This is a genomic window from Rhodospirillaceae bacterium, from assembly GCA_018662005.1.
Lineage (GTDB): Bacteria > Pseudomonadota > Alphaproteobacteria > Rhodospirillales > JABHCV01 > JACNJU01.
Map to the genome: position 1 here is coordinate 1 of JABJHA010000015.1, position 20,545 is coordinate 20,545.

The following is a 20,545-nucleotide window of genomic DNA, read 5'->3' on the forward strand; positions in this document are numbered from 1 at the left end:
CAGCATCAACGCTGAACGAACCGTAAGTTCCCGGCGCGTCAGTCTGGGCCGTAAACACGCCCTCACCCGCATCGGCGTCCGTGATGTTGAGCTGGCCGCTGGCCGTCAGGTCGGTGTCCTCGGTGACCGCGAAGTCATCAGTGGCAGCCGAACCGGTGATCACTGGCGCGTCGTTGGTGCCGGTCACGGTGATTGTCGCTGTCGCTGTATCCGTACCGCCCTGGCCATCATCAACCGTATAGTCGAAACTCACTTCACGGGTATCACCGACGCCCAGATCCTGGAAATCGGCGCCTGGATCAAAACTGAAGGTGCCATCCGCATTAACCGTCACCGAGCCTTCGGAAGGCTGGTCAGCCGTATAGGTCAAGGTATCGCCATCAGCATCGGCACCCTCGAACGAGAAGGTCTGAGCCAGACCATCTTCTTCCGCACCACCCTTTAAATCGGTAGCCGTGGGGTCAGTATTGACATCCACAATATTGATCGTAGAAGTCGCAGATTGGGTCGTCGTTAACGTACCGTCACTAACATCATAAGAAATCGTGACCGGGCCACTGGTCCCTGCGGCGGGAGCGTATTCAAAATTGCCATCCTCGTTGGCAGCTACAGAAACCCCATCGATGGTCAGGTTGGAAACGCTGAGGTCACCGGTCAGGTTGTCAACATCCGTGGCGCCTTCAATAAGGTCAGAAGCCTGGATGGTGATTGAGCCATTTTCATCGACGCTGAAAGTATCGCCACCAGCAGAACCAATGACCGGCGCATCGTTTACAGCATTGACGGTAACGGCAATGGACTGTGGTTCGGACGTCGCCGTATCGCCACTGGGATTTGTCGAGGTTGCGGTAACACTGACCGAGAAGTCTTCATTGGAGTCAGTTCCAGGTGTAACCGTCAAATTTGTCAGTTGATCGGGACTCAAGGTCCAACTACCGTCGGAATTTGCTTCTCCGGCTGAAAGTTTCGCATCAGTTGGGACGCCGGTAATGTTGACGCTAACCACATCATTGCCACCTGGGTCGGCAATAGCAGCTGTCACATCAAGAGCGATAGCTGTGTCTTCGTCGCCACGGCTGTCAGTCGTGTCCACAGTAGGGGTATCAGCCGTTTGATTAATGATTCTGGTGGCCTCGGCTTCAGCGGCAGCGGTATCTGCGGCGGCCTGTGCGGCAGCGGCATCTGCGGCGGCCTGTGCGGAAGCAGCGGCAGCGGCGTCAGCGGCAGCCTGGGCGGCGGCATCGGCGGCGGCCTGGGCGGCGGCTTCGGCAGCGACGGCGGCGGCATCGGCGGCAGCCTGGGCGGCAGCATCGGCGGCAGCTTGAGCGGCGGCAGCGGCGGCGGCAGCGGCGGCGGCAGCGGTATCTGCGGCGGCATCAGTGGCGGTTGTATCAATGAAACCGGTTTGTTCTGTGGTATCTTCATCACCGGCAGCGGTTTCAAAATCATTCAGGTCGGAACCGTCAAGGGCCGCCTGATCAGCGGCCGACAGATCTTCGTCATCAGAGGAGGCGACAGCGATAGAAAGCTCTTCTTCCTGGAACTCGCCGCCAGCTGCGGTATCAAAATTAGCCAAATCCTCTGCTGATTCCTGACCCTGAGCTTCGCCCACACCCTGAGCATCTGTTGGGTCATCAGCCGTAGCGAGTTCTTCCTCGAAGACGCCTTCTTCGGAAAGCTCTTCGGAACCCAGTTCCTCGGCCCCAAGTTCTTCTGTCGCAACTTCCGATACGACTTCGGCCTGAGCCAATTCTTCCTCGGATACTTCACCAGCAGCGGTCTCGAAGTCGGCCAGTTCTTCATCGCCGAGTTCGGCAACGGCCAGATCTTCAACAGCCAAATCTTCTTCTGTCGCACCTTCTTCAGCGGCAAGTTCTTCATCAGAAACCGTACCTTCTTCAGAGGCCAGCTCTTCCTCGTCACCGGCAGCCGTCTCGAATTCAGCCAACTCTTCATCGGTCGCGCCTTCTTCTTCGGCGGCCAGTTCTTCTTCGGTAGCGCCTTCTTCCTCGGCGGCGAGTTCTTCTTCGGTGGCGCCTTCTTCTTCGGCGGCCAGTTCTTCTTCGGTGGCGCCTTCTTCCTCGGCGGCCAGTTCTTCTTCGGTGGCGCCTTCTTCCTCGGCGGCCAGCTCTTCTTCGCCTTCGCCTTCTTCTTCGGCGAGGTCTTCATCCTCTGCGGTCGCAGCTTCTTCAGCCGCGATAGCGTCTTCGATCAACTGGCTGACTTCAGCACTGTCCGTGCCATACTGGTTGGCATTGTTACCGGCAGGCAAGCTGTTCAGCGCGCCGCCAAACTGCTGCAACATATCGGACATGTTGACTGTGTATGACTGGCTCGGCGCTGTTGACGCGTCAGTGATCTGAGTGCCCTGGAAGGCGGTATTAAGGATTTGCACGCCAGCGGCGTTTGAAACAACAACTTCACCGACGAACCCGTCGGCTTCTTCCATCAGGACAACAGATGTGTCCTGACCTTCGCCAACATCCAGGCCAACCTGAGTGCCGCGAATACCGATGGTAGCGACCGGCGTGTCCAGGGTCATGGCGTCGGGATCGGTTTTGGCGATCTGGCCACTGACAAAGGTAAACACACCTTCAACTGCGGAAATGGAAATGGACCCTTCCTGGGTTGCCGGATCATAGACCATCTCGTCGAGGACCATGTTGCCGTTTTCGGCCATGGAGAAAGTCGTTTCATCAGCAAGGGTGACACCAATGGAACCGCCGCCTGCGGTTTCGATAACATCGCCTTGATAAACCTGGGATCCCGGTTCCAACTCGACCTTGGTACCATCGACCCTGGTCGCTATGACCGAACCACTGGTGGTATCGACAGTACCGATCGGCTGTGCATCAGCACCCGATGCCGCTTGCGCAATCTCTGTCGCGTCACCGGTTTCAAAAGGTGTGACGTCGGTCAGGGAAATATTGTCATTTCCGGTCGTTTCATTATCGGAAGCCATGGTCTTCTCCTAAGGGGCAACTCGCAAAATCTTCCCGGTTTTGTTTGTCTGATGTTATTTTTCAGTCATTTGGAAAAGAACATAGACAACGGAAGATCCGCAGAGTCCGCGAATTTCAATAAAATTTTATCTAAATTTGCAGAAGAAAGCTGTGACCGCTGTCACACCATTGAAAAAAAAGAATTAACTCGTGAAATCGACAATGACGGCCTTGATGGTTCCATCTTCATCAATCGTAACAATGCCTTCTGCGGTATTGCTGATGACCGCTTACACCATATAACAATTCAGACGTTGAACCTGATCCTACTTACCCACGGCAAAGGTCAGCTCATCAGCCTCGTCCTTACTCACAAGTTCATCCTCAATGGCATTACATTTTGCCATTTCGAACAAGTGTTCGTTTGTGATTAGGGTGCCGTATCCATCTGCGAGAATCTGATAGGTATGGATTAGCTTTCCATCAGCATCTTTAACTTCAATATTTGGCACCATTTCCTCCCATAATCAGTTTGCTATATATAGTGAAGATTTTGTCGAAAGAAAGCGCTTTAAAATCCGGATAATGGCCAAGGTTGTTGAAGTCCTGCCGTCCAGTTTTAGGTTACGATTCTGCCTTATACAGGAGCCAGGCGAGTTTCAAACCGCAGCGTATCTGGGTTCCAGCGGTGCAACTGGAACAATGGCCGTTCTTTCCAATCTGCTTCATATTCGCCTAGACGGTTGTCGAGCGCCAAGGAGGGAGTGACCGATGCGTTACAGGTTTCCAACTCCACGCTAAACTGGCGGTGCATATGGCCGCAGAAAAGATGCACGACCTGCTCGTGCCGGGCAACCAGACGCAGGAACGCGTCGGCCAACGAGGGATCGTCGAACTGGATAGGGTACTTTGAGGTCGGAACCTCGAACGGAGGATGGTGCATGAAGATCGCGGTAGGTGTATCAGGCTGTTCCTCGAGCAATTCCTCCAAAATGCCCAGCCTTACCGAGCAAGTCGTTCCGATCCTGCTTTTTCTTTTCTGGGTGTCCATGGCGATGAGCCGCACGGGGAACCTCTCTATGCTGTAGATGAGAAAACCGTTGACCATTTTCGCGTCACAAATATCCCTGAGCCCTTCCAACAGGTATGCGCCCAGATCGCGATTACCCAAGGCGAAAAACACCGGGATGTTCAAAGCGCCCATCATGGACTTAACGATTTCGTATTCTTCCGGCTTGCCGTTTTGAGAAACGTCACCGGTGTGCAGGATCAATTCGGGTGTTTCGTCCATTTTACCAACATGCGCGACAAAGTTCTTCAGCGCGGTTATGCGCTCAAGCGTGTGAGGTTCGTCTGGATCAGGTAGGGAAATGTGGGTATCGGAAATTTGTGCTATCAGCATCGGATTTGGAACAACATTTCCATCTGTGGCCTGTGACATAAAGGCTGTAACGGATCAGATTCGGCCTTAAGTATATATGTCATCTTTAGATTGGCACCTTGATAGCCCCGCCAACATCCGGCTCCGCGACGACCGCTCCTCCGGCTTCTATTTCTTCCTCGGTGGCGTCCCGGACGTTCAGGACTTCCAGTTTGAAGATCGCAAACCGGCCGCAAAGCGGGTTGTTGCCATCGACCGTGAGGGTCTTGTCGTCCATACGAGTCACGATGAAGTTGCGGGGGCCACTCTTTTCACTCTCCATTGTGATGGTGGTTCCGATTTCCCGGTAATCTTCGGGGACATTTTCAATGCGATCAGTAAAGACCAGAGATTCATCCCGGGGGCCATAGAGTATATTACAATCGATGGGCACCTCGACGATATCGCCGACTTTTTTGCCTTCCAATTCCGTCGTGACGCTTTGGTCCAGGGCACAATCCATGCCGTGTACATAGCCGATGGGATACTCGACCGAAACCAGGGTATCGCCGGATTTTTGGTCGATAACCTTGTAGTTGAGCTCGACGAACTTGCTGTCTTGAATGGTTTCGCTCATAGCACCTTGCAACCTGGGTGTAAGATCAATTTGTATTTTAACGAAAGCGCTTAAATACAATTAATTGATCGTTATTAATAAGTTAGAGCAACTTACCTGCGTTTGAGCAAACGCAGGTTGCTCTAGAAGACGGAGGCGCCAAAAATCTTGATCTCATCATGCTCATCGCAACCGAGGACCAAACGACCGAGCCATTCACCCTCTTTTTTCGTGCTGCGAACACGATAAAGAACCGTCACATGCTCGCCGCGGCGAATGATGCCGAGATAGTCGTAGACTTCGGAAAGGCTCCGGGTCAGTTCGCTCTTCGCGAATTGCTTTCCGACTTCGACTTCGTTCAAGCCCTGGATCAGACTGGGGTGAAAATTGCGGATAAATTTTCCGTATTTACCATCGTTGGAAGCCCTGACGAGCTCTATCCACATCGGTTCGGCAACGGTCAAAATTTCATCATCTGTGAGTTCGATAATATTCATAAGTGTCCTAAATCACACTAAAAAGCGAATTTCGCAGGAGCATAAAAAAAGATCAACATGGAAATGCTGATCCTTTTTCAAATACCCGGCAGAAGTTCGACGTGAACGCCTGCCAGGTGACTTGAAGATTACTCGGCTGCAGCCATTTCGCTTTCGTCGAGCAAGTGATACAAGGGTGCCTTCTCCATGGTGTACTCGCCGGTATTCGGATCACGACGGGACACAGTAAGAACGTGCCAGTTTTCGTCATCCAGCTTCATGGCGTCACCACGGTAGTAGTACCCCGGCCAACGGGTTTCCTTGCGGAACAAGGTGTGCTGCAGAACACATTCGGACGTACGATGGCGGTGCTTGACTTCCCAGGCACGCAGCAATTCGTGAAGGTCCTTGGCCGCAATTTTTTCAAGATCTTCTTCCATGATCTTGAGCTTCTTGAGACCAATGCTCAACAGTTTATCATTGGTCATGTAGTTAACCGTCACACCACCACCGTACTCGTCCATCAGCTTTTGCAGGCGGTCAAGTTCCTGACGTGGGTTGTGGTAGTTCGGGTTAACCGTACCGGCAACGATTTCGTTGCGGTGGACCTTGTAGTGTTCCATCGGCCTGAAGACTTCTTCTTTCAGCTTTTCGATGGTCGCATTGGAAACGCTGATACCTTCGCCCTTGCCGTCGTCGATGTACTGACAAGCGGATTTCGCAGCAATGCGGCCTTCAGTGAAGGAACCCGAAGAGAACGCGTGCGGCGTACCGCCGACTGCGTCACCGGCGCCGAACAGGCCTTCGATGGTCATCATGCGGTTATAGCCCCATTGATATTCAGGCGGGGATACATCTTCCGGACCGGAGCACCAGGCACCACAACCGGTGGCGTGGGAACCCATGACGTACGGTTCGGACGTGGTCAGTTCCGGGTTTTCGTTTTTCGGATTAACATCCGTAGCAGCCCACAGAACAGCCTGACCAACGGTCATACCCAGGAAGTTGTGCCAACCGATTTCTTCAAGGTGTGGGTCCTGGAACGAGTGCATCGTGACCATGTGGATCGGACCGCGACCGGCGTTCACTTCGTTAATGATAGCGTGGTTACGCAGGCAGGTCGGGATCGGGCGGTGGGTGGCGTGAGAAAGCTCCGGATCCAGGTATTCTTTACCGACCATCTTCTGCAGTTCGGGGAACCACTTGGATTCATATTCCTCGCCATAGGCGTTCTGCGTGTAGGTCTTCAAGTGCAGGAAGTACGCGCCCACCGGGCCGTAACCATCTTTGAAGCGAGCCAGAACGATACGGTTTTCCATTTGGGTCATCTTCGCACCGGCGTTGATCATCAACGCGTAAGCGGAACCAGATGACCACGGTGCGTACCAAACACGACCGGCACCTTCGCCGACGGAACGCGGCTTGAAGATGTTGGACGCGCCACCCGCGCCGCAAACCACGGTTTTGGACTTGAAGACGTGGAAGTTGCCGGTGCGGACGTTGAAGCCGACAGCACCCGCGACGCGGTTTTCCTTGGCTTCGTCCATCAACAAGTGGGTGATGCAGACCCGGTTATAAACCTTGTCTGCCGACTTCTTCGCGGCTTCGGCCACAAGCGGCTTGTAGGATTCACCGTGGATCATGATCTGCCAGCGGCCTTCACGCAGGTAAGAACCCTTTTCGGTGTCGCGCATGATCGGCATGCCCCACTCTTCAAACAGGTGGACCGCAGAGTCGACGTGGCGGGCCATGTCGAACAACAGATCTTCACGCAGCATGCCCATCAAGTCGATGCGCGCATAATGCACGTGGTCTTCCGGGTTGTTCTCACCAAAGCGGGTACCCATGTAGCAGTTGATCGCGTACAGACCCTGAGCCACAGCACCTGAACGGTCGATGTTGGCCTTTTCAGCGACCACGATCTTCTTGTCCTGACCCCAGTAGCGGGCTTCAAAAGCAGCACCGGTACCGCCAAGGCCTGCTCCGGCGACGAGGATGTCGATATTGTCTTCGACGATAGTTTTGATAGCCATTAGTAGTACACCCCCTGTTTCATCTTAAGTTTGTTAGACTCCAAGGTATGGATGTCCCCGTCATCCATGCGGATGAATTTCGGCTCGTTGTACAGATGTTGACTGTCGCGCTGTTCTTGGGTTGGTGCCGGAACATCTTTCAATTGCGGGATGCTCTCACCCCAGGGCTTGGTGGTGATCGGAGCCAGCAGGTTTAGGTCCATTTCGCCGTTGCGAGACTTGATTCGCCAGGCAATGACCCCCTTTTCCTCGTCGCGGTCCACGCGGACGCTGTGGCCGAGCGGTGCAAAGTCCGCGTAGCCGCGTACATCAATCGCGTGCTGCGGGCATGCCTTCACGCAGGAATAGCATTCCCAGCACATGCTCGGCTCCATGTTGTAAGCACGACGGTAGGTCGTGTCGATGTGCATGATGTCGGACGGGCAGATATCAACGCAGTGTCCGCAGCCGTCGCATCGTGTCATATAGACGAAAGTAGGCATATTTAGGTCCCTTCCCCGTTAGAAAGATTTTTTCAAATTTGATTAATAGTGCTGAGGCTGCTCGCGCTTGATGCCGGGCCCCATGTTAGGCGGGTTGCTGCCCATGTATTCCGGGATATCAGGAAACTTTTTCTGCAACTCGGGATCCGTCAGATCGACCGGTTCGGGCATGTTCTCAAGAGAACCGTCGGCCTTGATGACCCGCTTGTTGAACGCAGCAGCCGGCTTGAAGAACATGTGTGCGAACTTCGACCAATACACACCGCCGAACAGAACCGTGGCGGAGATGATGAACAAGGCCAGGGACACGGTGTCCAAGGGCGTGACGCCCATGGAATGCAAAATGGACCAGACCAGGCCGAAGGTGGTGGTGCCTAGCAATGACAGAATGAACAGGTCCGCCCTGACGATGCGGTTCCAGGGGACGCCTTCGGCCGTGATATCAACGCGGATGAAGAACCAGAACCAGTAACCGCCAAACATCACCATGGCGGCACCCAAGTGCCACAACTGAGAGACGATGGCCGGGGCTTCGTGGGTCGGATACGCGAAAACCAATGCGATGGTATTCAAGAGGAACAAGATGAAGCCGTACATGGTGAACAGGTGCGAAATCCGGCGTCTCGGATTGCAGAATTCGCCAGAGGTCACGACATCAACAGCTACCGTACTGACGGCGATGCCGATTTTGTCGCCAGCACCTAGCTCACGTGTACGCGAGGCTTCAGCTGCTTTGGCTTTGGCGAAAAAGTACTGGGCGCTTTTCTTGTGGATCATGTCGAAAATAGTGCCGCCGACGACCAGGATAAACATCAAAATGACATAGCCCTGGATAACGTCGAGCGAGATGATCGTTGCAAGATCGGCGATTGGATTACTGGCGAACATCAATTTCTCCCCGTGTCGCAGTCGTAAATTATTGAAACTTCTATAGTCAAATCTTTTCTATTAGAAGTGCATTATATAAGGGAAAGTTGATTTGACAATCAGAATGACCACTTTTTGATAAATAGAATTATCAAACGTCCTAAATTGGTACTGATTTTCGTAAAATATTATACTTTTTCAATAAGTTATCAAGACATATTGAATAACTTAAATTTGTAGATTAACGAACTTATGGCACATCAAACTGCCTATCCGAACTCACTTTGAAACAATCCCAATCTTGGAATCTCGAATGCTGCAGCGCACAATTTATTAAGTTATTTTCATCGTCCTTCCCTGCAGTTTCTGCTCCCGATCACGCCCAGACATGCAACCCCATCCCCACCCCTATTTACAGAATGCGTCTCCCTGCCGCGCGGGTCGAATTTCCAGAGATCATGTTCTTGCTTGCCCGGCTATGGCGATATGGTGTTAAAAAAAGTTGCTTCCCTCCGGCAGCACCATCGTATATATTCCTTTTTTGTAATATGAAAAACCTTACGCTTGGATGAGGTGCTTTGTAGTTTTGCAAGGACCTGTCCCGGTTTGTAACTAAGTAACAGGTGAGTTGAGTTATGGGTAACGTTAACGCTAAAGATCCGGTTCCGGATGGCAAGACCAAGTACTACACCACGAAGCAGCAACCGGAGAACGACAAAGGTTTCGTTGGTTATCACACTGAATGGGTTGAGTGGCACAAAGAAGTGCCCTACGAAACCCCGAAAAAGCCGTAAACTTTTCGGACGGGCACGCGAATCCCAATAAGGAATGCAAAAGGGGTGGCGCTGAACGCCGAGCCATTAACCGTATGTGGGGAGCCAACGCTTTATGTGTTGGCTCCCTTTGCTTTAGTTCCTTCATATAATGCAAATTTATCATCAAAATCTCTGAAACCCGCAGTTTGAGACTTCTTTGCACTCGAAAGCAGACGTTGGCACGAGCAGGCTAAAATGTCCGCTTTTGGCCAGAAACAGACATTTGGTTACCTTTCGGCGAAATGGTCAAATTCCTCTAGATTGGCTTCCTGCTTTCTTATCCAAAAGCCTCGCCGGGAGCGGCACCTGCTTTTTTCAGCATAATCGCCAATGGACAGAACTTGGTGAAGGCGGCCTGCAAAAGATTGGCGCCGACGAATATGGTCAACCACATCCAGTTTGCATGATGGAAGTGGGTCAGGGCGACGCTGGCCAGAATGAAAACGCCGGCAAAGGCCAGAACAAGACGATCGATAGACATAATTGAATTCCTTTAGATGCTTGGTGATGACGGTCAATTGTGAGTGTAAAATAGTTATCTCTTGATAAATTAGCAAGTTCTAATATATTAATGATAGTGATTTTATTCAGCATGAGGGCGCGCCGATGTTAAAGCTTAAAAATCAATGGGTTGGCGTTATTCTGTTGAGCCTTTCCGCATTTCCGGCAAACGCCCAATCCGATCTGACGGTATCGAAGACCCCTGTACAGGATTGGAAAGCGGTGTTTGCGACGGTTGAAACCGTCGATGTCGTCGGCGCCCGGGCTCGCATCGGCGGAACGCTCAGCGAGCTTGTCGTCGATGAAGGTGGGGAAGTCAGGGAAGGGCAAAAAATTGCGATTATTACCGACCCAAAATTAAGCCTTCGCATGAAAGCCCTTGGCGCGCGTGTCCAGTCAATGACGGCGCAACGCAAACTGGCGCAAACGGCACTTGATCGCAGCCGCAAACTTAAAGCCAGTGGCACCATCCCACAAAAACAGCTTGATGAAGCGGAAACGGCGCTGGATGTTATCGAACGCGATCTTCTTGCATTGAAGGCGGAACACGCGGTTGTCTCGCAACAACGCGCCGAAGGCCTCGTTAAGGCCCCGACCGCCGGTCGCGTTATAAAAGTTCATGTCACTGATGGAGCCGTCATCCTACCTGGCGAACCGATCGCGACCATTGCCGCGCAAGGATACATCCTGCGCCTTAAGCTACCCGAGCGTCATGCCCGCTTTATTAAAGTTGGTGACCGCGTCCTTGTCGGGGAAGATGATAACCAGGCCAGGACCGGTAAGGTTAGTCAGGTCTATCCGGAAATCAGTCAGGGTCGGGTGATTGCCGATGTCAGCGTTAAGGGCCTGGGAGATTTCTTTGTTGGCGAACGCATCCGTGTTCGTGTCGGCGCCGGTATCAGGGAGGCTATTCTGGTTCCCGGTGATTACCTGTTTCAGCGTTTCGGTTTGACATTTGTAAGACTGAAGGACGGCGCGGAAATCGTTGTTCAAGCGGGCCAGAGACAGGGCCAGGATACGGAAATCCTTTCCGGGCTCAGGCTTGGTGATGTGCTGGTGCGTCCGGATGCGGAATAAACCATGAAGCTTGGACTTTCAGGTGGCCTGACAAAGGCCTTTATCCAATCGCCGCTGACCCCGCTTATTCTTTTGGCCTCGCTGGCCATGGGTGCTGTTGCCCTGATGGTGCTGCCGCGCGAGGAAGAGCCGCAAATCAGTGTGCCGATGGTCGATATCATGATCCAGGCTAACGGTTACAAGGCAACCGATGCCGTAGAGCTGATCACCGAACCCCTGGAAGACATCATCAAGGGCATCGACGAGGTCGAGCACGTCTATTCCTTAAGTGAAGATGACCGGGTGGTGGTTACGGCGCGTTTCGATGTCGGGACCTCCGAGGATGTCGCTATCGTCCGGGTGCATGATGAAATCCGTGCGAATATGCGCCACTTACCCATTGGCATCCCGGAACCGCTGATTGTCGGCAGGGGCATCAATGACGTGCCTGTGGTGACGCTGACACTGAAACCCGCTGCAACCGTCGCCGAACGCTGGAACGACAACGCCCTGTACGACATTGCAGAAGAATTGCTCTACGAACTGGTCAAGGTAAGTGATGTCGGGCTGACATTTATTGTCGGCGGCAGGCCCGGCCAAATCAGGATCGAGCCTGATCCGGAACAACTGTCGCTTTATGGCGTTACCCTAAATCAACTCGTTGAAAAAGTGAAAAACGCCAACCGATCGTTCCTGTTGGGTAATACCCGAAACGAGGGACGATCATTTCCTGTCGTCGCCGGGCAGACTCTCGAAGGGGTTCAGGATATCGGCATGTTGTTGATCACGGCCCGGGACGGCCGCCCGGTTTATGTGCGCGATGTTGCCGATGTTGTCGTCGGGGCCAAACCCAACGAACACCGTGTCTGGCATCTGGAAAAAGATAGTGACGGCGTCATGCGACGGGTTCCGGCTGTCACCATCGCCCTTGCCAAGCGCATGGGCGCCAATGCGGTTGTCGTCGCAGACGATATTCTGGAACGACTGGATACGGTGCGGGGACGGTTAATTCCCGGCGGTGTCGAAGTTGCCGTCACCCGCAACTACGGCGCAACGGCGCTTGAGAAATCCGACGAGCTCTTATTCCACCTGGGCCTGGCGACGGTCTCAATCGTCTTGCTTGTCACCTTTGCGTTGGGCTGGCGCGAGGGCGCTGTGGTCCTGGTGGTGGTGCCGACGACCATTTTGCTGACCTTGTTTGCATCGTGGCTGATGGGTTACACCATCAACCGGGTCAGTTTGTTCGCGTTGATTTTTTCCATCGGCATCATGGTCGATGACGCTATCGTGGTGATCGAAAATATTGTTCGCCATTGGTCGAAGGACGGCGCCAAAAGACCACTTGAGTCGACCCTTGAAGCGGTTGCCGAAGTGGGCAACCCGACCATTGTCGCCACCTTGACCATCGTCGCCGCTCTCTTGCCGATGATGTTTGTTTCCGGCCTGATGGGGCCGTACATGAGTCCGATCCCGGCCAACGCTTCGGCGGCGATGGTGTTCTCCTTTTTCGTCGCGATGATTATTACGCCATGGCTGTTATTCAAGATCGCCTTCAAGGGCAAGAACAGCGCAGACAAGGAAACCGCGAAAGCTCTCAGCCACCACGCTGGCGACGGCGACGATCCGGGCTTTCTGGGTAGGCTATACCTGAAACTGGCGGCGCCATTACTGGTCGGGCGCACCCGTTCGATCATGTTTTTGACGATTGTCGGTATAGCGACAGCCGCGGTGATGGTTTTGTTTGCGACCAAGCACGTTACCGTCAAGTTGCTGCCGTTCGATAACAAATCAGAAATGCAGATCGTCGTCGATTTGCCGGAAGGCTCGTCGCTTGAAGAAACCGAACGTGTTTTAAGCGACGTGGCGCACCGTATTCGCGACCTTCCCGAACTGACCAACATGCAACTTTATGCGGGCACGGCCATGCCGTTCAACTTCAACGGCTTGGTTCGTCATTATTACATGCGCGCCGACCCGTGGATGGGCGATTTGCAATTAAATTTGAAACCCAAACATGATCGCGACCGGCAAAGTCACGAGATTGCCCTGGAAGTGCGAAAACTTCTGCAGGGGATGGCCGCTCCCGAAGGAACATCGATCAAGGTCGTCGAGGTTCCACCGGGACCACCGGTGATGGCGACCCTGATGGCGGAAATTTATGGCCCGGATCAGGAAAGTCGCCGTGCAGGCGCGCGCAAGGTTCGCCAAGCCTTCGAGGCTATTGATTTTATCGTCGATGTTGATGATTCACTTGGCCAGCCGCCGCAGCGCCTGCGCATCGAGATCGACCAGCAAAATTTGGAATTCCACGGCGTTCAGGAGCAAGCCCTGTATGATACCCTGGAGGCCCTGATCGGCGGCGTTAGCGTCGGCTATTCGCAACGTGGTTCCGGCTTAAACCCGATCGAAATCGCCGTTCGCCTGCCCAAAAGCACCCTGAGCATGGGTGAAAGGCTTCTTTCGACCCCTGTTCCGGCCCCCGGCGAAGCCGCCGACAGCGGTGCCGTCGTCGAACTGGGCGATGTGGTGAAACTCAAATACGAGCGCGCCTCGCACCCGCTTTTCCGTCGCAACGGCCACTTCACTGTCGTGGTAACGGGGGAAATGGCCGGGCGCTTCGAAGCCCCCATCTACGGTATGTTGGCCATTGAAGATAAGCTGGCCGAAATGGATTGGGGCGACGGCGGTATGCCCGCCATCACCTACCATGGCCAACCCAAAGACGAGGGCGGCCTGACGCTACTCTGGGATGGTGAGTGGGAAGTCACCTATGTCACCTTCCGTGACATGGGGCTGGCCTTTATCTTTGCCCTGTTGGGAATTTATCTTCTGGTTGTCGGCCAGTTTGGCAGCTTCAAACTTCCGCTGGTGATACTGACACCGGTGCCGCTAACCCTGATTGGCATCATGATTGGGCACTGGATTTTCGGGGCTCCCTTCAGCGCCACATCGATGATCGGATTCATCGCCTTGGCCGGTATCATCGTGCGTAATTCGATCCTGTTAGTTGACTTTATCCGGCAAGGACAGGGCAAGGGTGACCCACTTCGTAAGGTTTTGCTTGATGCGGGTGCGGTCCGCTTCAAGCCGATTTTTTTGACCGCAGTGGCGGCGATGATCGGCGGCATCTTTATCCTCGCCGATCCGATCTTCCAGGGCCTCGCGATTTCGCTTGTCTTCGGCCTTGCCTCATCTACGGCCCTGACCCTGCTGGTGATCCCGGCAATCTATGTCGTGCTCAGGGATGATGAATAAGGCCCAACTTCTACATGTCCATGATGTCCGCTTTGGGTCAGGAGCAGACTTGAACGTAGCTTCTTCCATTTGTCCGCTATAAGGAACTAAGCAGACTTCATAAATAAACGTATCAGCACACTGTTACCGCACTCTCCACATATAGTTAATGGCTCGCGCTAGGCGTCTCCCTTTCTTTTTGCCTGTCGGCAAGACCCAAGACCCTTGTTTCATAGTCGCCCCGGTTCCACTGCTGTTTAGAAGGGACCCGCCAATTTTTTCAGGAATTCGGCGCGTTTTTCGCCGTCCATGACCACGCTTTCCTCGGCCGGCATTCCCCCGAGGTACCATTCCCGCGAACCATCTTCATATTCAATGGCGGGGCCGTCTTCCCGGTGCAGCCGTCCTTGCACCCACCATTGCTGCATTTCGTGCTCTTCGATTACGGCGGGACCGTCTTCCCGGTGACGCTCGCCGTTCACCCACCACTGCTGCACGCCGTCGGGGCGAATAACTGCCGGGCCGTCTTCGCGGTGGGCGATGCCGTTTTGATGCCATTCCTGGGTGCCGTTCGATTCGATGATGGCGGGCCCGTCCTCGCGGTGCGGTTGACCGTTTTGCCACCACTCTTTGGTTCCGTCCCAATGTTCCACGGCAGGGCCGTCTTCGCGGTGCCGTTTTCCATGCAGAAACCAGACCCGGGTTCCATCAGGCATTTCGACGGCGGGGCCGTCTTCACGGTGCAAGCTTCCATCAAGCTTCCACTCGATCATTCCGTCTTCTTTTTCCGTTTTCTCTGGTGTTTTGGGCATCAATTTGCCGTTTTGCCACCACTCTTTGCGGCCGTCCCCATGTTCCACGGCAGGACCGTCTTCGCGGTGCTGTTTTCCATGCAGAAACCAGACCCGGGTTCCATCGGACTTTTCTACGGCCGGGCCGTCTTCACGGTGCAAGTTTCCATCAAGACGCCACTCGATTGTTCCGTCTTCTTTTTTGATTTTTTCCGGTATTTTGGGCATCAATAAAATCCGTTCAACTTAAACGTGGAAATCGGCTCAGTATAATGCCGCTCAAGCCAAATGGGGTTAATTTTGTTCGGCGTAAGTTCCCTTTTTTCAGCCAAAAACAGAGACCCGGTCAACAAATTCCACGGTAACGCAACAAACGACACCGAACTCTAGAGTTTATTATTCAAAAAAGCCTTAACCCGCTGGCGACTGTCTGACGACGCCTGCTTGTTGTACAGAAGCGTCGCCCCCTTGTTGGGCACCTTGTTGGCATTCCAGACATTTGGATGAATGGTAATCTTCTTTATCTCCGGATCATCGAAACCATGGTGAGCATCTGCATAGACGATCATCTCAATGACAGAAGGCCCGCCCAAGCCGGTATTTTTCATCTTTTCACAGCCCCGGGCCGTGCTCCAATCATCCTTAGCGCCAATCAGCAGTAATAAAGGCGCAACAAACCTGCCCGTCGGGGCTGTACGGCATGACGGATAATAGGCCACCGCCGCAGCAAAACTGGCATTGAAGAAGCGTTGCACACCGGTCTCCAACACTGCCGCAAGGGTGTCGGCGTATCCCCATCCCATTAAGGCTATGCGTTTAGGGTTTACACCTTTTCCTGTCGTCAAAAATTCATGAGCCCCGAAAACATCATAGACCCGCCGGTCCAGCGCCGCCTCGCGGAAACCCAGCAGGTGTTCCCCGGCGCAGTTTTGGTTCATGCCCCGGGAACCGGCGCTGTCAACGATAAGGGCCGTATATCCCCAATCTGCGAGACGGCGGGCCCAGGCATGATGAAATTGTTTTACCCCCAGGCATCCTGGCGCCAGAACGATACCTGCCTCATTTGATTTTGATTTGTAAAGGTAGCCTTTCAGTTTTTCGGCGGGGAATTGCCTGGGTTCCCTGCCCTGCTTTTCAGCATTGCGAAGTCGCAATGGGCTTGGCGGCGTCATGCCGGCGTTGAAGTGAACCACCACCCCTTCAATATCGGCACGCACGACACCAGGTGTGAATGAGGATGCCATAAGGGCAAGGGCCACGCTGGCTGGTTGAATGATTTTTCTTAAGTCCATGATGTGCTCCAGTTGCCGTTGTTTTGATCATGCCTGCAAGGGTTACAAAACCTTTATCCCCGCCCAAGGCTTTCTTCGCCAATGACAGGGCAAATTCGTGAAATGCGTGGTGACGGACTGCTCACGCACTGGAATTTCGTATGGCGAAGGGGTAGTATAGAACCTGTTGGGAGATACCAAATATGCTTCAGACAAGTGATTTATTGTGTGCGAGCCTGATCCCTTATGAACTTCAAGGTGACGTATTCTGCCTGAAAGCCGAAGATCATTATCTGCGTATTTACACAAGCGCTGGTGAAACGCTTGTTCTTTTTTGTTTCAGTGACGCCATAAAATCTCTTTCACAAAACAAGGGACTGCAGGTTCACCGTTCTTATTGGGTGGCCCGCACGGCAGTCAAAAAAGCGCGTCGCACCGGCCAGCGACAGTATCTGGATTTGTTGAACGGCATAAGCGTTCCGGTCAGTCGGGCCCGTGTCCCCCTGCTGCGTGATGAAGGATGGCTTGTCCACCATGACAACCAGTCGGTAAAGCGTCTGCCAATACAGTGGCTGAAACCCGGTCGCTGGTATCGTTCAGCCGTAGCGGGCGCCAGTCTCAGCCTTGGCATGATGATCGGCGCAAGCCTGACCCTTTATTCATCCACCCCGCCCAAGGCCGAAAAGAGTTATTTGGCGGAAGCAAACTTCGCCAACGGCTGGCAGGAGTACTTGCGCGATACGCCTGAATCATTCACCCGTGCGGCGGGACATTTCAATCGCGCCGTCGCCATTGATCAGAATTTTGGCAAAGCATACGGCGCCCTGGCCTCGCTATATCATCTGGCGGCAGTGCGCGGATGGAACCGCAAGTGGGGACAACAACTTCATAAAACCTATCTTCTGGCCTATCGGAATTTAGTCAGCGCAGCCAAACATCCTTCGGCAATTGGGCATGCGGCGGAAGCGCAGGCCTTGATTTATCGTCTCGAATTCGGCGAAGCAATGGTCGAAGCGACCCGCGCCATTGCCATGGATTCTGAAAATCCCGCGGGTCATCTATGGATGGCCAATTCCTTGATTATTGCCGGCCTGCCCAATGAAGCCGTAGGCTTTTTGGATCATGCCCAAAAACTAGGCCATCCAGACTCGCCCTCAACCCTTTGGGCAAGGGGTATGGCGGCCTTCACCGATAGCGATTTTAATCTGGCCGCCAACTATTTTGAAAGATGCATCAAACAAAGCCCCGACATGAACGCCATGCCGTTGGTCGCTGCGTACGGTCATCTTGGCAGGCGGGTCGAGGCCGCCGCCATTATCAAAAAGGAAAAAGCGCAACGCACGGTGTCCAATCCGCTAAATTTGGCGACGGTCATGGATGGGATGGTCTTCCAGCATAAAGAAGACGCCAGGCGCTTTACCCAAGGCCTGCGCATGGCTGGCCTTTAAGCCGGCAGCGTTTCGGTTACTTTTGCGATGCATAAAAATCCTGCAATACCTTAATCACTTCAGGGCGGCTGAATTCAGGCGGGATATCTTCCCCGGCGGTCAGCATTTCGCGTTGCTGGGTGCCCGAGATATGAACCTGGTCGGCCTTGTCGTGTGGGCAGGTTTTGGCCGTCGCCATGCCGTAGCACTTGGTGCAATAAAAGGTGATGTCGATTTTAAGAGGCAGGGTTTCAAGCGCCCCGTCCCACAAGCTGTCAAAGATATGATGGGCGTCGAAGGGGCCGTAATAATCGCCGACTCCGGCATGATCGCGCCCGACGATCAGGTGTGAGCAACCAAAGTTTTGGCGGATAAGGGCGTGGATCAGTGCTTCGCGCGGCCCCGCGTAACGCATCTCAATGGGATAACCACCCTGAATAACGGTGCCATCGACGAAATAGTTATCGATCATCGCCTGAATGGCCTTGGTCCGGGTTTCGGCCGGAATATCGCCCGCTTTCAGTTTGCCCAAGACCTGATGAATGAACACGCCATCGGTAATTTCAACGGCGATCTTGGCCAGATACTCGTGGCTACGGTGCATGGGATTGCGGGTCTGGAAAGCGGCGACCTGCGACCAGCCTTTCTGCGTAAACAAGGCCCGCGATTCGGCGCAACTGAAATACAAATCACTGTATTTTTCCTTGTATTCACCCTCGTTGAGCACCCGGACAGAACCACCCAGATTGACCGCTTCCTGCTCCATCACCTTGGCGACGCCGGGGTGGGCCGTGTCGGTGGTGGTGTACACGTGCTGGCACTCAAATTCCTTGTCGATGGCGTATTTTTCGGAGACCTGCATAACCGCCATGATGTCGCCGCTTTCGCCGTCAATCAGGGCGACTTCTTCACCAATACCAATGCTGTCGGCTAAACCTTGAGCTGCTGACAAGGTGATCGGGATCGGCCAGAACAGTCCATCAGCCATTTTCATGTCGGCGCAAACGCCTTTCCAGTCGGCTTCGTTCATGAAGCCATCCAGCGGCGTGTAGGCGGCCATGGCGAACATCAGAACGTCGGAAGTTTCCTTCGACGTCATCGGAACTTGTTTCAAACCACGGGCACGCTCAAGTTCAGCGGCGCGTTCGACTTCAGCAACTAAAAGAGATTTAAGTTCTCCGCCACCGTGAGGCGACACCAGCTTCGACATTATTGTTTTTCCTTCATCAATAAATGGAACAGGGGGGGGTTGTAACAAATGTCAGGGGCTGCGGGCTATCATTAAAATACCGATACCCTATAAGGCCGGTTTATGCGTCTTGCTGAAGCGCTGTTTACGAAGTCTTTACCCGAACATTCCTAGTCTTGTAGCTACGATTCGCAGTTTTTTATTGAAATAAGGAATTCCGTCATGGTGGTTGCCGCTTTTAAAGATGACATCCCGAGTTTCCCGACCGGTCTGTCTACAAGTACAGACAGTGACGGTGATGCTCTTCGTGATATGGAAATTGCAGGTGCCGTCGATGGCGACATTGCCGGGCGCACCATTACCGTACTGGAAAGCGGTTCCATCCATGGCACCGTCGGCGCCGACACGGTTGTCATCAGTGGCACCGTCAACGGCTCGATCAGTGCCCATAACATTGAACTGCTGGCAACCGCCCGCGTCAAAGGTGAGTTGCACTATGACAACCTGACCGTCACACCGGGCGCGCACATGCAAGCCCAGTGCATTCCGGCGGCTGCTTAAATCGGGCGCGTCTGAGTTTTATACAACGACGCTTGCGGCTTAAACCCTGCAAACGGTCGGAGTGGGAATGAAGAAGTAGGGCTTCTCTCCTTTTACCCTCCCACCCCCGCCCCAATACCGCTATCCTCCCTATATGTTCAACCGTCGTACCCTGCTTCGTTTTGCCCTGCATGTAGGCGCCCTTGGCTTTGCCGGGTTTTTGCCCCGGGCCATGGCGGCTATGGTCAGGCCGGGGATGCATACTGTTAAAGGCGATGTTCGGGTTAACGGGACCCCGGTGGTGGCAGGTGCTGCTGTCAAACCCGGGGACAAAGTGACCACGGGCGCGGGCGGGCAAGCGGTGCTGGTTATTGATTTCAATGCCTATCTTGTCCGCGATGACAGCGAGATCATTTTTCCTGATGACGAAGACGGCGTCGAGGCGGTGCTGCGGGTGGTTTCGGGGCGCATTATGTCGGTGTTCGGGCCGGGGCCGCTGCGCATCGACATGCCGCTTGCGACCATCGGCATTCGCGGCACCGGCATTTATCTGGAGGTTTACCCTGAGCGCAATTACGTGTGCCTGTGTTACGGGCGGGCGGTTTTGAAATCAAAACTGGAACCGCGGGTCCGTGAAGCCCTGAACACCACCCACCACGAAGGGCCGCGCAACTTTCACGCCGACCCGAAAGCGCGCGGGACAAAATTCATCGAGAAGGCAAAAATGGTCAATCACAAGGACACCGAACTGATCATGCTGGAAGCCCTGGTCGGGCGCATCCCAAAATTTGGCGACAAGCCCATCAAAATGCCCGAAGGAAGTTACGGCAAGAATTAACATCACCCCTTTTTGATACAGGTGCCCGATGGCGTATAAAAAAGGACTCCCTTTTTGCTGAATTATTTATTATTTTTGGGGCTCACGATCTTAAAACAGCGAAGTTG

General features: G+C 53.7%; 18 protein-coding genes. 6 read left to right on the forward strand and 12 right to left on the reverse strand.

The features are described from left to right. From HOL66_07650 to HOL66_07685, 8 genes are all read right to left on the reverse strand, one after another. Positions 1-2,962, reverse strand: a 2,962-nt coding sequence (locus tag HOL66_07650) for a cadherin-like domain-containing protein (protein MBT5244104.1), incomplete at its 3' end; no start/stop codon positions are given. Positions 2,963-3,268: 306 nt separating this feature from the next. Then, positions 3,269-3,457, reverse strand: a complete 189-nt coding sequence (locus HOL66_07655; GenBank protein MBT5244105.1) for a hypothetical protein — start codon at positions 3,455-3,457, stop codon at positions 3,269-3,271. A gap of 122 nt (positions 3,458-3,579) precedes the next feature. Continuing rightward, on the reverse strand, positions 3,580-4,383 hold the full coding sequence (locus HOL66_07660; GenBank protein MBT5244106.1) for a hypothetical protein: 804 nt from the start codon (positions 4,381-4,383) through the stop codon (positions 3,580-3,582). A gap of 46 nt (positions 4,384-4,429) precedes the next feature. Next, the gene (locus HOL66_07665) at positions 4,430-4,939 is read right to left on the reverse strand and encodes a peptidylprolyl isomerase (GenBank protein ID MBT5244107.1); all 510 of its coding nucleotides are present in this window, start codon (positions 4,937-4,939) and stop codon (positions 4,430-4,432) included. A gap of 122 nt (positions 4,940-5,061) precedes the next feature. Next, entirely contained in the window at positions 5,062-5,415 is a 354-nt protein-coding gene (locus HOL66_07670; GenBank protein MBT5244108.1) for a hypothetical protein, read from the reverse strand. A 128-nt stretch (positions 5,416-5,543) separates the two neighbouring features. After that, entirely contained in the window at positions 5,544-7,427 is a 1,884-nt protein-coding gene (locus tag HOL66_07675; protein ID MBT5244109.1) for an adenylyl-sulfate reductase subunit alpha, read from the reverse strand. Next, positions 7,427-7,909 carry an adenylyl-sulfate reductase subunit beta gene (gene aprB, locus HOL66_07680; GenBank protein MBT5244110.1) on the reverse strand — a complete coding sequence of 161 codons (483 nt, stop codon included), beginning with the start codon at positions 7,907-7,909 and terminating at the stop codon, positions 7,427-7,429. The genes HOL66_07675 and aprB overlap by 1 nt, the downstream gene beginning before the upstream one ends. Positions 7,910-7,951: 42 nt before the next feature. Beyond that, on the reverse strand, positions 7,952-8,743 hold the full coding sequence (locus HOL66_07685; protein MBT5244111.1) for an adenylyl-sulfate reductase: 792 nt from the start codon (positions 8,741-8,743) through the stop codon (positions 7,952-7,954). A 668-nt stretch (positions 8,744-9,411) separates the two neighbouring features. Here HOL66_07685 and HOL66_07690 point away from each other — a divergent pair. Further along, on the forward strand, positions 9,412-9,570 hold the full coding sequence (locus HOL66_07690) for a hypothetical protein (GenBank protein MBT5244112.1): 159 nt from the start codon (positions 9,412-9,414) through the stop codon (positions 9,568-9,570). A gap of 298 nt (positions 9,571-9,868) precedes the next feature. Here HOL66_07690 and HOL66_07695 read toward each other — a convergent pair whose 3' ends face one another. Next, on the reverse strand, positions 9,869-10,072 hold the full coding sequence (locus tag HOL66_07695; protein MBT5244113.1) for a DUF2892 domain-containing protein: 204 nt from the start codon (positions 10,070-10,072) through the stop codon (positions 9,869-9,871). 203 nt (positions 10,073-10,275) lie between these two features. Here HOL66_07695 and HOL66_07700 point away from each other — a divergent pair, with 203 nt between their 5' ends. Next, entirely contained in the window at positions 10,276-11,169 is an 894-nt protein-coding gene (locus tag HOL66_07700) for an efflux RND transporter periplasmic adaptor subunit (GenBank protein MBT5244114.1), read from the forward strand. 3 nt (positions 11,170-11,172) lie between these two features. Beyond that, positions 11,173-14,403 (forward strand): efflux RND transporter permease subunit, encoded by a 3,231-nt coding sequence (locus HOL66_07705; GenBank protein ID MBT5244115.1) that lies wholly within the window; start codon positions 11,173-11,175, stop codon positions 14,401-14,403. Between the two features lie 236 nt (positions 14,404-14,639). Here HOL66_07705 and HOL66_07710 read toward each other — a convergent pair whose 3' ends face one another. Both HOL66_07710 and HOL66_07715 read right to left on the reverse strand, forming a co-directional pair. Then, positions 14,640-15,401 (reverse strand): hypothetical protein, encoded by a 762-nt coding sequence (locus HOL66_07710; protein MBT5244116.1) that lies wholly within the window; start codon positions 15,399-15,401, stop codon positions 14,640-14,642. Positions 15,402-15,559: 158 nt separating this feature from the next. Then, entirely contained in the window at positions 15,560-16,465 is a 906-nt protein-coding gene (locus HOL66_07715; protein MBT5244117.1) for a hypothetical protein, read from the reverse strand. Positions 16,466-16,647: 182 nt separating this feature from the next. On the opposite strand from HOL66_07715, the gene HOL66_07720 reads away from it, so the two are divergent. Beyond that, entirely contained in the window at positions 16,648-17,892 is a 1,245-nt protein-coding gene (locus HOL66_07720) for a hypothetical protein (GenBank protein ID MBT5244118.1), read from the forward strand. Positions 17,893-17,908: 16 nt separating this feature from the next. Here HOL66_07720 and sat read toward each other — a convergent pair whose 3' ends face one another. Then, positions 17,909-19,081: a sulfate adenylyltransferase gene (gene sat, locus HOL66_07725; protein ID MBT5244119.1), complete on the reverse strand. Its 1,173-nt coding sequence runs from the start codon at positions 19,079-19,081 to the stop codon at positions 17,909-17,911. Positions 19,082-19,282: 201 nt separating this feature from the next. Here sat and HOL66_07730 point away from each other — a divergent pair, with 201 nt between their 5' ends. Together HOL66_07730 and HOL66_07735 are read left to right on the forward strand one after the other, a co-directional pair. Next, positions 19,283-19,621, forward strand: a complete 339-nt coding sequence (locus HOL66_07730) for a polymer-forming cytoskeletal protein (GenBank protein MBT5244120.1) — start codon at positions 19,283-19,285, stop codon at positions 19,619-19,621. A 133-nt stretch (positions 19,622-19,754) separates the two neighbouring features. Further along, positions 19,755-20,438 (forward strand): hypothetical protein, encoded by a 684-nt coding sequence (locus tag HOL66_07735; protein MBT5244121.1) that lies wholly within the window; start codon positions 19,755-19,757, stop codon positions 20,436-20,438. Positions 20,439-20,545: the final 107 nt, after the last annotated feature.

Excerpts from the sequence above, each read along its gene's own strand:
- HOL66_07720 (MBT5244118.1), top strand. The coding sequence starts at position 16,648 with ATGCTTCAGACAAGTGATTTATTGTGTGCGAGCCTGATCCCTTATGAA.
- HOL66_07730 (MBT5244120.1), top strand. The coding sequence starts at position 19,283 with ATGGTGGTTGCCGCTTTTAAAGATGACATCCCGAGTTTCCCGACCGGT.
- HOL66_07695 (MBT5244113.1), bottom strand. The coding sequence starts at position 10,072 with ATGTCTATCGATCGTCTTGTTCTGGCCTTTGCCGGCGTTTTCATTCTG.
- HOL66_07665 (MBT5244107.1), bottom strand. The coding sequence starts at position 4,939 with ATGAGCGAAACCATTCAAGACAGCAAGTTCGTCGAGCTCAACTACAAG.
- HOL66_07655 (MBT5244105.1), bottom strand. The coding sequence starts at position 3,457 with ATGGTGCCAAATATTGAAGTTAAAGATGCTGATGGAAAGCTAATCCAT.
- HOL66_07660 (MBT5244106.1), bottom strand. The coding sequence starts at position 4,383 with ATGTCACAGGCCACAGATGGAAATGTTGTTCCAAATCCGATGCTGATA.
- HOL66_07675 (MBT5244109.1), bottom strand. The coding sequence starts at position 7,427 with ATGGCTATCAAAACTATCGTCGAAGACAATATCGACATCCTCGTCGCC.
- HOL66_07710 (MBT5244116.1), bottom strand. The coding sequence starts at position 15,401 with ATGCCCAAAATACCGGAAAAAATCAAAAAAGAAGACGGAACAATCGAG.
- HOL66_07670 (MBT5244108.1), bottom strand. The coding sequence starts at position 5,415 with ATGAATATTATCGAACTCACAGATGATGAAATTTTGACCGTTGCCGAA.
- HOL66_07715 (MBT5244117.1), bottom strand. The coding sequence starts at position 16,465 with ATGGACTTAAGAAAAATCATTCAACCAGCCAGCGTGGCCCTTGCCCTT.
- HOL66_07690 (MBT5244112.1), top strand. The coding sequence starts at position 9,412 with ATGGGTAACGTTAACGCTAAAGATCCGGTTCCGGATGGCAAGACCAAG.
- sat (MBT5244119.1), bottom strand. The coding sequence starts at position 19,081 with ATGTCGAAGCTGGTGTCGCCTCACGGTGGCGGAGAACTTAAATCTCTT.
- HOL66_07705 (MBT5244115.1), top strand. The coding sequence starts at position 11,173 with ATGAAGCTTGGACTTTCAGGTGGCCTGACAAAGGCCTTTATCCAATCG.
- aprB (MBT5244110.1), bottom strand. The coding sequence starts at position 7,909 with ATGCCTACTTTCGTCTATATGACACGATGCGACGGCTGCGGACACTGC.
- HOL66_07735 (MBT5244121.1), top strand. The coding sequence starts at position 19,755 with ATGTTCAACCGTCGTACCCTGCTTCGTTTTGCCCTGCATGTAGGCGCC.